The following is a 13,606-nucleotide window of genomic DNA, read 5'->3' on the forward strand; positions in this document are numbered from 1 at the left end:
TATCAGGCCAGATTAATGGTTAAATGTATGAAAAATTCGCTGGCATTCTCGCGGATGATGAGCTCGTGCTTGTTGTTGTAGAGCAGCTTCAGGCGCTGTTTTACATTCACCAGCCCAATACCGCTCTTGCCTTTTTCGGGGTCGTTATCCGGTCGGGTGTGGATGCTGTTGTGCACGTCGAAGTACAGCTTATCCTCCTTGGTTTGCAAGGTAATTTTGATGTGCGATGGCTCGCGCAGGCTGATGCCGTGCTTAAAAGCATTCTCAATAAAGGGTATCAGCAGCATGGGAGCAATTTGCAGGCCCAGGATATGGTCCTCAATCTGTACTTCTATCCTGATATCGGGCGAGGTTTGCGTACGTAGTTTTTGCAGGGCGATGTAGTTGTTAAGGTAATCAATTTCGCGGGTGAGCAGTATCTTTTCGTGCATGTTTTCCTGCAGCATAAAGCGCATCATGTCGCCCAGGCGCTGGATGCCCTCGCCGGTACGGTCGGCATTTTCCTGCAGGGCGGTGCCGTATAGGGTATTAAGGGCGTTGAACAAAAAATGCGGGTTTATCTGCGAGCGCAAAAAATCGAGGTTGGCGGCAGAGGTGCCAAGCGCAGTTTTAAGGGTGAGGATTTCGGCGGTGCCTGCCATGCGGCGTTTATAGGTTATCCACGAAAAAACGGAGGTTACGATGAGTTGAAACACGGCGTTGAACGCGATGATAACACCAACGTCGTTTTTGTTATCATAAATTGCTATGCCTATAAATAAAATCGGCATGGTTATAACAATGGTTAATAACAAAACCCGCAGCCAATAATGGAAGAAGCGTTTTTGTTTTTTTAAGGTATCGGGGATAAGGCTGTACATGGATAGCCCGTACAAAGCTATTGCCACGGGGATGGTTACAAAGAATAACCCAATGATACCTAAATGCACATCCATCACCAATAGGCAAAAAATAAGCACCATCCACACTACCAGCCCGATAATGCCGTCCTGCGTAATTACTTTATATTCTGATTGTATCCGCTCGGTATTATTAAGCAGGTAGTTGGCTGCATGCTTTATCAGGCTGTACAGCGTAAGCATCATTACCACCCAAACGGCGTAGATAAAGTTTGTTTTAAAAACAAGGTTGTACACATACTCCGGCGATTTGTTATAGAAAAGATAGCCCTTAAGCCAGGTATCGGTAACGCCGCAAAACAGCCATATCGCCCCAAACAAACTGACGGCCAAAACTGCCATCAAGGTGGTTTTCCGCTTTTCTATCAGCGAGGGGATGATGAGGAAATTCCAGAGCAGGAATGAAAAAAAGTACAGCGTGTACCGCGCCACCATCGGGAAGAAATAGTATTTGGAGTAGGAGTAGTGCAGGTTATATTCGTTAAACATAAACCTGTAAGGCGTCCAGATAACGTTTACGTTGCTTTCGGCAACACGGGCAAGCAATAGCAGTAGGATAAAGCCATAAATGCCGGCAGCGGCGTAGAGCTCTATTTTTTTAAGGTCGACGGTTTTTTTGATGCGGGTGATCATAGTGATAAAGAATTATGCTGCAAGATAAGCCCGGCTGAAAAATCAGGAAAGTAAATGGGACGAAAGCAGGGATAAGTGGGACGAAGCCCCCCAGCCCCCTAAAGGGAGAGCCGAAGTTTAAGAGCACGCAAATCAAAAGCTCCCCCTTCAGGGGGCGGGGGGGGCTTCCAATAGGTTTAATAATTCATTCAACTCATCCACCTTTTCAGATGCGCCGGCGTGTTCGTATGCGCTGATGAGGTTGCGCAGCACGCGTTTGATGATGTCGGTATTGGAGCAGGGCTCGTAAAATTGCTTATCGAATTTCAGGTTAAGCTGTTTCAAAAACATGTCCACATCGCGCCTGCCGAAAATGAAGCCTTTGTTGAATGCGTTGATGTAGAACAATATGCCGCCTTCGAATTCGGTTTCTTGGCTTTCGTCCATATAAGCCAGTATAAAGTGTTGCGGCAGGTTTACGCCATAAACGGGGATATCCAGCTTTTGGGCTATGATGGAGTAGATGATGGCGAGCGATATCTGGTTGCCTTTTTTGGTCTCCAAAACCTGGCTGATGTAGCTATTCTGCGGGTCGCGGTGGTTGCCGGTGTTGCCGCTAAACCCGTGTATGCTGTAAAAGACGTGGTTCATTAGTTTTACCTGCTCTACCGGGCTGCCCTCGTTCATCATCTGCAGCCATATGTCGCGTTTGATGGCTTCTATCTGGTTGATAACCTTTTGCTCGTCAAGATCGGGGTATTGGTAGCGGTTTATGATGAGTATGCCCTGCAAAAGGTCGAACGCGCCGCCATGGAACCATAACTGCAGGTCGTTCTTTACCGTGCCGAATTGTATCTCGTGTACCGTGTTGGCAATCCGCTCCTGTTGAATGGGGTCGAATGCTTGCTCGAAAGCACTCTCCAGATATCCGATAGCTTCGGTGCCGTAGGAGAGGAGTTTTTGATGAACGTGATGATAGATTTCGTGGTCCGGATCATCCAGCAGGCGAATTAGAGCATTGAGTTCCGTAGGATTTATCATATAGCTATCCACTAAAGTACTAAAGTTTATATAAATTTGCGTCATATAAACCGATGCTCAATCTAACGTTCGCTAAGGATTTCTTGTTTCACAGGTTCAGGTCAAAAAACCGTCATGGCTTACATTCGCCATTCGTTTACAAACTGGTAGACGAAGTTATTTACGATTATAAGCAAAAGCCCGCTTACGATAAAATAGAGAAAGAACGCGATAACCTGCTTGTTGATGACCGCGTTATCACCGTTACCGATTTGGGTGCAGGCTCGCGCGTGAACAAAAACCGGGAGAAGAAGATAAGCGATATCACCATCAATGCCCTCAAATCGCCCAAGCTGGCGCAGTTACTTTACCGCCTTGCCGCCTTCACCAAACCCAAGAGCATACTAGAATTGGGCACCTGCCTGGGTATTACTACCCTTTACCTGCACGAGGCCGCCCCCAATGCCAAGGTGCATACGCTGGAGGGCTGCCCCGAAACCGCTAAGGTGGCGCAGGAGGTATTCAACAGTGCCGGCTTGCGCAACATCAAACTGGTAACCGGCAATTTCGACGATACCCTTGCCGGCGTGTTAGGTAAACATGATAAACTGGATTTCGTGTACATCGACGGCAACCACCAGCGCGTGGCCACGCTGAATTACTTTGAGCAATGCCTGCCCAAAGTGCATGAAGATACCATGCTGATATTCGACGATATTTACTGGAGCGAAGGTATGAAACAAGCATGGGCGCAAATAAAGGCCAACCCACAGGTAACCGTAACGGTAGATTTGTTTTGGATAGGCCTGGTGTTTTTTAAAAGCGGCCGGGTGAAGGAAGATTTTAAAATTAGATTTTAGGTAGTTCATGGTTCATGGATGATAGTTCATAGCCGAAGCTCGGAAGCTGCCATGAACCATGAACTATCATCTATGAACTAATCAAATTCCTGCGAAAGCAATTTCAAGGTCCAGTTCAAAGCCGGGCAATATCGGAGTAGTTATCACATCGCCGATAGTCATTAATTTTGAGGGCTGATACTGCCCGCCTGTCAAAATGTATTTCAAAAAGGTTTTATCCTGAGGGGAAATTATCCAATATTCTAAAACACCCGATTCCTCGTAAACCTCATATTTATTGCGTAGCTCTTTTTGGTTATTACCCGGAGATAGGATCTCCACAATAATATCCGGAGCACCGGCACAGCCTCGTTTATCCAGTTTTGATTTATCGCAAATTACGCATATATCGGGTTGCACTACGGTATAAATCTTATCGTTTACATTGCCCGTACGTGGAAGCCGCACATCAAAAGGAGCACTATATACTTTGCACGGTTTGCCGCGAAGGTAACTGTATAACTCACCTGAAATAACTGCCGATATATCCTGATGATACAAGTTTGGTGCAGGCGTCATTTTAAATATCTTTCCCTTTATCAGTTCCAGCCTATCTTCAAATGTCCATTTAAGATAATCAGCATAACTGTATGTTTTATTCAAGTCAAGGTCTGATAGTTGCATGGTCTCCGTTTTTATCAAAGTTAATCTTTCATCTGCACATTTGAAATCTGAAATCTGCACATCCGGCTTAAAACGCTTCTCCCAGCCCAATATAAAGCCCGCTCAACCTCGATTCATTGGGTCGTTTCTCGCCAACACCATAATCTACTCTGATGCTCAAACCTTTCTCCGTATCGAAGAAATAGCGTAGCCCGCCGCCGTAATTGGGTTTAAATTCGCTGAAGCTAAAATCGCTGTTCCATACTTGCCCGGTGCCAACGAAGCCTACTATGCCAACGCGGTTAGTGATACGGTAACGTAGTTCCGCTTGCCCAGCCAGCAGGTTGCGGTCGCGGAAACGGCCATTGTAGTAGCCGCGCATCATCTCGTCGCTGCCTAGTGCAGGCATCAAATAAAATGGCGACTGGCTACCCGTCAAACTCTGTTCCTGTATATCGAAGCCTAAAACAAAATGCTTACTTAGCGAAAAGAACTGCGCGTACTCCACATTCAACAGCCCTCCGCTGTAATCGCTGTTGCTGCCAATGCCTTTCATCAAATCCAGGTAACTGGTGATAACCGCACCTTTGGTGGTGTAAGTATTGTTGTTGCGGCTATCAAAAATCACCGTTGGCCCCGCGTATAAAGTGGTGCCACCATGGCGGCCCTGCAGGCTGGCATCGGTTTCAAATATCCCGGTTTTATCGGCATCGCTAAAGCGGTAATCAAACCCGCCGGCAACCAGGCCTATGTAAAAGTATTGCCCAATCTTTTTCTCTGCACTGGTGGCCACCTTAAACCGTTTAAGGCCAAGGCGGTCGGCATTGCTCTTTAGGGTATTATTGCCCGTGCCATAAAAATCGAAGGGGAAGTTAATGTACGATACCGCCGCTATGTAATGATACTTGTTTTGCGGGGCCCAGTAGCTGGTGCTCAGGCTAAAGCGGCTTTGCCCCTTGGTAGTGATAGTAGCGTAGGCGAATATGTTCGATACCCGGGTTTCGCGGTGCGCCGTATCGGTATAAAAGGAAAGGAGGCCCGCGCCGCCAAGCTCTACGCCGGTTTCGGGCGCGGTGCTTAATACGGGCAGTATCACAAAACTGCTCTTCTTGGTGGTATCCTTATCAAAATACATCTTGCGGATAAATTTCGGCAGGAAGCTGTTCTGCGCCAATGCAGGCTGCAAAAAGGCCGTTAACAGTAACAAAGGGATAAGTTTTTTCATAAGGTAGTTGTTGCTAAAGGTAAAGCTTAGGCGTTTGTTTTATCCAATTTTCAAATTAAAATTCTGTTAATGTCAAAATACCTACTTTTGCGCCATAATCAGCATCAATAAAATATGAGCACAGAAAGAGGCCCTATATCGCAATTTATCGAGAGGAATTACCTGCACTTTAACGCAGCGGCATTAATGGATGCAGCCAAAGGCTACGAAACCCACCTTACCGAAGGCGGTAAAATGATGGTTACCCTGGGTGGTGCCATGAGCACTGCCGAACTGGGCATCTCATTGGCCGAGATGATACGCCAGGGAAAGATTGACATTATCAGCTGTACCGGTGCTAACCTGGAAGAGGATATCATGAACCTGGTGGCGCACTCGCACTATAAACGCGTACCCAACTACCGCGACCTGAGCCCGCAAGACGAGTGGGACCTTTTAGAGAACCACTATAACCGCGTAACTGATACCTGCATCCCCGAGGAAGAAGCCTTCCGCCGTTTGCAAAAACATATTTTTAAGATTTGGAAGGATGCCGATACCGCCGGCAAGCGCTACTTCCCGCATGAATATATGTACAAGATATTGCTTAGCGGCGAGCTGGAGCAGTACTATGAGATAGACCCTAAAAACTCCTGGATGCTGGCAGCTGCAGAAGCTAACCTACCTATTGTAGTACCCGGATGGGAAGACTCTACTATGGGCAACATCTTTGCATCATACGTTATCAAGGGCGAAGTAAAAGCCACCACCATGAAAAGCGGTATAGAATACATGGCATGGCTAGCCGGCTGGTATCCCGAAAACTCTACGGGCAAAGGCATCGGCTTTTTCCAGATAGGTGGCGGTATAGCGGGCGATTTCCCGATATGTGTTGTCCCGATGCTATACCAGGATATGGAGATGCCCGAAATTCCATTCTGGAGCTACTTCTGCCAGATATCCGATTCTACCACCTCTTACGGCTCTTACTCGGGTGCTGTGCCTAACGAGAAAATTACCTGGGGCAAACTGGATATCAACACGCCAAAATTCATTGTAGAGAGCGATGCAACAATTGTTGCACCACTCATTTTTGCCTGGATATTAAAACAATAACTATTTTTTGGATTAAATTCAAAAAATAATTGCGCGGTAATTTTTTAAGCCATGGTTAAAAAAGCCCTTTTACACATGTTTTAGGGCTTTTTTAATTTGTTTAGAACGATTATAAATTAGATATTACTGTCAGGAATTTGTCAGCTATACCTTAATAAATTTTACTTTTGTGGCTGAAAAAGTGGGTAAAACATACTTCTTTACGTCAGTTTATCACATTAACTACATAATTATTTAGCATAAATACACTTTATGAGAAATATCTCATTGATTCTTAAACAGTTCTCAAAGTCGGTTTTACTGGTTGCGGGTTTAGCACTTTGCGGATTAACTGCAAATGCACAGGCCGACCCCGCCAAAGGCGAAGCGATATTTAAAGCCAAATGTACAGCCTGCCATAAGATTGATGTCCGGATGACAGGACCGGCGCTTGGCCCGCAGTTGGAAGCAGAAACCGACGACGCTTACCTTACCAAGTGGATCCAGAACAACCAGGCGTTGATTGCTGCGAAAAACCAGAAAGCACTCAAAATTTATAACGAGTTCAATCAGGCGGGTATGACCGTATTTGCGGAATTGACCGATGCCGATGTTGCAAACGTTATTGCTTACGTGCGTGCCGACTGGAAAAAACAGAAAGAAGACAAAGCCAAGCCAGCCGCCGGCGGTGCTGTTGCAGCAGAGCAAGGCCCAAGCAACCTGGTAGTATTTGGCCTGTTAGGCGTTATCGTTATTGCGTTCATCGTGATACTGGTACTTAACAAGGTTATCGCAACCCTCGAGCGTTTGTTGCTTAATAAAGGCGGACTGCTGCTCGACGAAGAAGAAGAGGTTGAAGAAAAAGTTAAAGGCGATAAGTTAGCCGTTGTTAAAAAGGCGCTTAAAAACAAAAAACTGGTATTCTTTATAGTGCTTTGCGGTACCATTGCCATGGGTAGCTGGAGCTGGGTTACTATGTGGAACACCAACGTACACTCGGGCTATCAGCCGGTACAGCCTATCAAATATTCGCACAAGCTGCACGCCGGTGTCATGAAGATTGAGTGCCAGTACTGCCACACCGGTGCATTCAAATCTAAGAATGCTTCAATACCATCATTAAACGTTTGTATGAACTGCCACAAGGCGGTTAAGACAGAGTCGCCGGAGATAAAGAAAATTTACGATGCTTTGGGTTACGACCCCGCAACGGCGAAATACGATAGCACCAAAGCTCAACCAATTCAATGGGTGCGCGTACACAACCTGCCGGATCTGGCTTACTTTAACCACTCGCAGCACACTGTAGTTGGTAAAATAGAGTGCCAGAAATGCCACGGCCAGGTACAGGAAATGCAGGAAGTTTACCAATACTCTCCGCTTACCATGAAATGGTGTATCCAGTGCCACAAGCGCACCGAAATTAGCGGCAAAGGCAACGGCTACTACGATAAGATACTCGCAGCACACGATAAGATCAAAAAAGGCGAGAAAGTTACGCCTGCCATGTTAGGTGGCCTTGAGTGCGCAAAGTGCCATTATTAATAAACGGATTTAGAACTTAGCATTACAGTTTATATAACTTAAATGGATAGCAATAAAAAATACTGGAAAGGTTTAGAGGAACTAAACAGAACCCCAGAATTTGTTGAGAAAAATAGACACGAGTTTGCGGAGCCCATCCCAATTGAAGAAGTTTTAAGCGGGGGCGGTTTATCAGCAAAAACGCCTCGCCGCGACTTCCTGAAGGCGCTTGGTTTTGGCGTGGGCGCAGTTACCCTGGCGGCTTGCCAAAAGGTACCGGTGCACAAGTCTATACCTTACCTGGTAAAACCTGAAGAAATTACTCCGGGCATAGCCAACTACTATTCTTCAACTTACGAAGGCAGCGCGATATTGGTTAAAACCCGCGAGGGCAGGCCGATAAAGGTAGAAGGTAACCCCGGCGACCTTTTATCAAAAGGCGGCTTAAGCGCACAGGCGCAGGCTTCGGTACTTGAATTGTATGATAACAGCCGTGTGCAGGGTCCGGTACTTAACGGTACTTCTACAGGCTGGCCTCAACTGGATAAATTCGTTAAAGACGAGCTTGCAGCCATCAAGGCGGGCGGCAAAAAGATAAGCCTGGTTACGTCAACCGTACACAGCCCTTCTACTTTAGCTGTTATTGCAGATTTTATTACAGCATTCCCTACTGCAAGTCACGTTACTTATGACGCTGTATCTTATACAGGTATTATACAGGGAAACAAAAATAGCTTCGGTAAAGCGGTTGTGCCGCACTACAATTTCGATAAAGCGAAGGTTATCGTGAGCTTCGGCGCCGATTTCCTGGGTACCTGGATATCCGGTGAGGAATTCACCACTCAATACGTTCAAAACAGGAACAGCAAAGCACTGGAAGAGAAGAAAGACATGTCTCGCCACATCCAGTTCGAAAGCGGGATGAGCCTTACCGGCACCAACGCCGATGTTCGCTTACCTATCAAACCATCTGAAGACGGCCTGGCCATCATCAACCTGTACAATGCATTGAATCCGGCTGGTGCTTTGCCTGGTGCAAAAAAACTGACCAATGCAAACGCTGATAAGGCAATCATCCTGGCAGCTAAAGAGCTTCAAAAAGCCGGTGCAGGCAAAGCGTTAGTGGTTTCGGGTTCGAACGATGTATCAGTTCAAACTGTAGTTAATGCCATCAACTCGTTGCTGGGCAGCTACGGTTCTACTATCGATCTGGATAACCCATCACGCCAATACGCCGGTAACGATACCGATTGGCTGCAATTTGTTGCTGATGCCAAAAATGGCGCGGTAGATGCGGTTTTCTTCCTTGATGCTAACCCTGCGTACGATTTTTATATCGCTAAAGATATCGAGGCTGCCCTTAAAAAGGTACGCCTTAAAGTAACCTTCTCAGATAAGGCCGACGAAACCGCCGCCCTTTGTGATGTTGTTGCGCCAAACCACCACTACCTCGAGTCGTGGGGCGATGACAGCGCAGTAGAAGGCTACTACACTATAGTACAACCAACCATCAACCCGGTTAACAACACCCGCCAGGCCGAAGAAAGCCTGCTGGTGTGGAGCGATAACGCGGTTAAAACCTACTACACCTACCTGCGCAACAATTGGGATAAAAACTTATTGGCAAAAGGCGGTTTAGCCGGCCAAAAAGGTTGGGAAGCGCTTTTGCAAAAAGGCTTCATCAATGCAACGTCGGTTACGCCTGGTACCTACAACTTCACATTGAGCCTGGGCGGTGTAGCGCAAACTATCGTAAACAATAGCGGTAAAGTGACAGCCTCCGGCGACGGTGGGTTCGAGCTACAGGTTTATCAAACCCCCGCCATGCGCGATGGTAAGAAAGCCAACAACCCATGGTTGCAGGAGTTGCCAGATCCGGTTTCTAAAGTAACCTGGGATAACTTCGCGGCCATGTCGCCTGCAGATGTTAAGAAAATGGGTCTTGATGAGTTCCAGGTAATCACCATAAAAGGTGCTAACGGATACTCGGTAGATTTGCCGGTACTTTCGCAACCTGGCCAGGCTGTTGGTTCTATATCAGTAGCTGTTGGTTACGGCCGTACTGCTGCCGGTTTAGTAGGCAACAATGTTGGTAAAAACGCATATCCTTTTTACAACCTGCTTAGTGGAACGTTCCAAACTGTATCTGCAGTAACTGTAACAAAAACCAGCGCTATATTCCCGCTTTCGCAAACGCAAACGCACCACTCTTTCGAGGGGCGTAATGTTATCCGCGAAGCCACCCTGGTAGAATACCAAAAAGACCCTGCTGCAGGCAGTGGTAAAGAAGGCGAACACGAAGGATTTTATGATCTTTGGGAGAACAGCCCGCACGATAAACCGGTTTACGACTGGGTTATGGCTATCGACCTTAACGCCTGTACAGGTTGCGGCGCTTGCGTTGTTGCTTGTAGCGCAGAAAATAACATCCCTGTTGTAGGCAAGGAAGAAGTTGGCCGCCGCCGCGAGATGCACTGGATCCGTATCGACCGCTACTACAGCTACGATAACGGCAAAGGCGAGCTCAACGTAACCAAGGAGAAAGAGATAGATCATCTGACCAATTTCGATAACGTATCGGTAGTTCACCAGCCGATGCTTTGCCAGCACTGCGATCACGCACCTTGCGAAACCGTGTGCCCGGTACTGGCTACCACCCACTCATCGGAAGGTTTGAATATGATGGCATACAACCGTTGCGTAGGTACACGTTACTGCGCAAACAACTGCCCTTACAAAGTGCGCCGTTTCAACTGGTTCAACTACTGGAACGATAGCCGCTTTGATAACTACCTGAGCAACGAGCACACTCAACTGGTATTGAACCCTGATGTTACCACCCGTTTCCGTGGGGTAATGGAAAAATGTTCAATGTGCGTACAACGTATCCAGGCCGGCAAATTGAAGGCTAAAATTGAGAAACGCCCGTTGGCCGATGGTGAAGTTAAAGTTGCCTGCCAGCAAACATGCTCTGCAAACGCTATTGTTTTCGGTAACAGGAACGACCCTAACTCTGAAGTTTCTAAAGCTTTGAAGAGCGAACGTACTTACTACGTACTGGAAGAATTGAACGTTAAACCAGGCATAGGCTACCAGGTAAAAGTAAGGAACACATTATCAGAATTACAGGCTTAATTATTACAAGAGATTTATATATATGGCATCTCACAGTGAATCAATAATCAGGGAACCGTTAATTACGGGCAGGGATATTACCTATGCCCAGATTACTAACGAGGTATTAAACCCTGTTGAAAATAAACCTAATAAAGCCTGGTGGATCGGTTTTACCGTTGCTTCTATGGGCTCGCTATTATGGGTTGTGGCTATCAGCTACACCTTTTGGTTCGGCTTAGGCGCATGGGGCTTAAACAAAACAGTAGGATGGGCCTGGGATATCACCGGTTTCGTATGGTGGGTAGGTATCGGTCACGCCGGAACGCTTATCTCGGCCGTACTTTTGCTCTTCCGCCAAAACTGGCGTAACTCTATCAACCGCTCTGCCGAGGCGATGACCATCTTCGCGGTAATTTGCGCGGCTACTTACATCGTAGCGCACATGGGCCGCCCATGGTTAGCTTACTTCACCCTGCCGCTGCCAAACCAGTACGTACTTTGGGTAAACTGGAACTCGGCACTGATGATGGACGTGTTCGCGATATCAACTTACTTCTCGGTATCATTAGTATTCTGGTACACAGGTTTATTGCCGGATATCGCTTCTATCCGCGACCGCGCAACAGGTTTACGTCGCCGTATCTATTCGGTAATGTCGTTCGGCTGGACAGGTTCAGTTAAAACCTGGCAGCGTTTCGAGACGGTATCCCTGATATTGGCCGGTATATCTACGCCGCTGGTACTTTCGGTACACACTATTGTATCTTTCGACTTTGCTACATCCCTCGAACCGGGATGGCACACCACTATATTCCCGCCATACTTCGTTGCGGGTGCAATCTTCTCGGGTTTCGCAATGGTACAAACGTTGTTGCTGGTTACCCGTAAGGTATTGGGCTTAGAAAACTACATCACGATGTTCCACATCGAATCGATGAATAAGATCATCATGCTTACGGGCTCTATCGTAGGTGTGGCTTACATCACCGAGTTCTTCATCGCATGGTACTCGGGTGTTGAATATGAGCAATACGCTTTTATCAACCGTGCAACCGGGCCATACTGGTGGGCATACTGGAGTATGATGAGCTGTAACGTAATTTCTCCGCAGTTGTTCTGGTCGGCTAAATTGCGCAGGAGCATCAAGTTCTCCTGGTTCCTTTCCATTATCGTAAACATCGGTATGTGGTTCGAGCGTTTCGTAATTATCGTTACCTCACTGCACCGTGATTATATCCCATCGAGCTGGGTTATGTTTTATCCAACCTGGGTAGATGTGAGTGTATTCATCGGTTCCATCGGCTTGTTCTTCACCATGTTCCTGTTATTCATCCGCGTGCTACCTTCAGTGGCTATGGCCGAGGTGAAACTGTTGCTGAAAACAAGCAGCGAGCAGGCTAAAAAGAAACTGATACTGGAGGGCCATTTAGAGCCGGCCGAGGTTCAGCACTACAAAGAATCGTTAGTGAAGTTTGACAGTATTGACATGTCTGATTACGAAAAAATATAAAAATGAGTAGCACAAAATTTATATTAGGCTTATTTGATGATCCCGATGATATGATGCACGGGATAGAGAAGCTGCAGAAGAATAGCGTCCCTATTTACGATGTTTATACCCCAATGCCTATCCACGGCATCGAGGCTAAATTGGGCATAAAAGAATCCAGGCTGGGTTACGCGGCGTTTTGCTTCGGTTGCCTGGGTGCAACAGTAATATTCAGCATATTGTATTATACGCTGGTACACGATTGGCCGATGGATATTGGTGGCAAGCCAAACTTTGCGATGCCAAACTTTGTGCCGTTCACCTTTGAGTGGACCATCTTATTCACCGCATTTGGTATGACGCTTACCTTTTTTGCCGCTACTCACCTTTTCCCGGGCCGCGCGCCAAGGGTGATGGACTTGCGCGCAACCGATGACCGTTTCGTTATCGCTATAAACGCAAAAGGCAACATACCACATGAAGATATTACCAACTTGTTAAAAGAAGCAGGAGCTGTAGAAGTAAAGCATAACGACAGAAAATATGTTAGCTATGAATAAATTTAGAATATTGGGCACAACGGCCATCGTTATTGCTGCATCGATCGTGTTCACATCGTGCAAGGATAAACGCAGCACCGGTTGGGAATATGCTCCTAATATGTACGAACATACCGCATACGACCCGGATCAGCCAAATAAAAACTTTAAAGACGGCAAAACGGCGCAGTTGCCACCGGCTGGGACAACACCAAGGGGTTTCAGGCGCTTCGATTTCCCGGGAACTACTGACGGTTATCATCAGGCAGACGTTAGTTTCCATCTGGATAGCCTGATAGCCCAAACGCCGGCGCATTTAGCCGAAGGCAAGAAATTGTTTACCACTTTTTGCGCTCCGTGCCATGGCGTAACAGGCCAGGGCGATGGTTTGGTGGTACAACATGGTTACCCGGCTCCTCCTTCGTACTCTAAAGGGCAATCATCTCGCGGTGGTGCCATGAAAGACCTTACTGATGGTAAAATTTATCATACTATAACCTACGGTGTAAACTCTATGGGTTCGTACGCTTCGCAGATAGCGCCTGACGATCGTTTGAAAATAGTTATGTATGTTCATCAATTACAAAAGTTATAAGATTATTTTT

At 46.8% G+C, this 13,606-nt stretch carries 11 protein-coding genes; 7 read left to right on the plus strand and 4 right to left on the minus strand.

Annotated elements, in window-relative coordinates:
* Positions 1-2 precede the first annotated feature (2 nt).
* Positions 3-1,532 carry a sensor histidine kinase gene (locus AC1DYT_RS03890; protein ID WP_477468337.1) on the minus strand — a complete coding sequence of 510 codons (1,530 nt, stop codon included), beginning with the start codon at positions 1,530-1,532 and terminating at the stop codon, positions 3-5.
* A 147-nt stretch (positions 1,533-1,679) separates the two neighbouring features.
* On the minus strand, positions 1,680-2,552 hold the full coding sequence (locus AC1DYT_RS03895) for a transglutaminase-like domain-containing protein (RefSeq protein ID WP_477468338.1): 873 nt from the start codon (positions 2,550-2,552) through the stop codon (positions 1,680-1,682).
* Between the two features lie 53 nt (positions 2,553-2,605).
* Between AC1DYT_RS03895 and AC1DYT_RS03900 the strand changes: the two genes are divergently transcribed.
* Positions 2,606-3,391 carry an O-methyltransferase gene (locus tag AC1DYT_RS03900; RefSeq protein WP_477468339.1) on the plus strand — a complete coding sequence of 262 codons (786 nt, stop codon included), beginning with the start codon at positions 2,606-2,608 and terminating at the stop codon, positions 3,389-3,391.
* An 81-nt stretch (positions 3,392-3,472) separates the two neighbouring features.
* On the opposite strand, the gene AC1DYT_RS03905 is transcribed toward AC1DYT_RS03900, so the two are convergent.
* On the minus strand, positions 3,473-4,054 hold the full coding sequence (locus AC1DYT_RS03905; RefSeq protein ID WP_477468340.1) for a Uma2 family endonuclease: 582 nt from the start codon (positions 4,052-4,054) through the stop codon (positions 3,473-3,475).
* Positions 4,055-4,121: 67 nt separating this feature from the next.
* A complete protein-coding gene (locus tag AC1DYT_RS03910) occupies positions 4,122-5,258 on the minus strand; it encodes a BamA/TamA family outer membrane protein (RefSeq protein WP_477468341.1) in 1,137 nt (378 codons plus the stop codon).
* A gap of 114 nt (positions 5,259-5,372) precedes the next feature.
* Between AC1DYT_RS03910 and AC1DYT_RS03915 the strand changes: the two genes are divergently transcribed.
* The 6 genes from AC1DYT_RS03915 to AC1DYT_RS03940 all read left to right on the plus strand — a co-directional run bounded on the left by AC1DYT_RS03915 (position 5,373) and on the right by AC1DYT_RS03940 (position 13,596).
* Positions 5,373-6,353, plus strand: a complete 981-nt coding sequence (locus AC1DYT_RS03915) for a deoxyhypusine synthase family protein (RefSeq protein ID WP_477468342.1) — start codon at positions 5,373-5,375, stop codon at positions 6,351-6,353.
* A gap of 252 nt (positions 6,354-6,605) precedes the next feature.
* Positions 6,606-7,877 (plus strand): c-type cytochrome, encoded by a 1,272-nt coding sequence (locus AC1DYT_RS03920; RefSeq protein ID WP_477468343.1) that lies wholly within the window; start codon positions 6,606-6,608, stop codon positions 7,875-7,877.
* A gap of 42 nt (positions 7,878-7,919) precedes the next feature.
* A complete protein-coding gene (locus AC1DYT_RS03925) occupies positions 7,920-10,991 on the plus strand; it encodes a TAT-variant-translocated molybdopterin oxidoreductase (RefSeq protein ID WP_477468344.1) in 3,072 nt (1,023 codons plus the stop codon).
* Positions 10,992-11,013: 22 nt separating this feature from the next.
* On the plus strand, positions 11,014-12,483 hold the full coding sequence (nrfD, locus tag AC1DYT_RS03930) for an NrfD/PsrC family molybdoenzyme membrane anchor subunit (protein WP_477468345.1): 1,470 nt from the start codon (positions 11,014-11,016) through the stop codon (positions 12,481-12,483).
* A 2-nt stretch (positions 12,484-12,485) separates the two neighbouring features.
* Positions 12,486-13,022, plus strand: a complete 537-nt coding sequence (locus tag AC1DYT_RS03935; RefSeq protein ID WP_477468346.1) for a DUF3341 domain-containing protein — start codon at positions 12,486-12,488, stop codon at positions 13,020-13,022.
* Positions 13,015-13,596, plus strand: a complete 582-nt coding sequence (locus AC1DYT_RS03940) for a c-type cytochrome (protein WP_477468347.1) — start codon at positions 13,015-13,017, stop codon at positions 13,594-13,596. The genes AC1DYT_RS03935 and AC1DYT_RS03940 overlap by 8 nt, the downstream gene beginning before the upstream one ends.
* Positions 13,597-13,606 lie beyond the last annotated feature (10 nt).

The sequence above is a fragment of the Mucilaginibacter sp. P1_D10 genome (assembly GCF_056406215.1).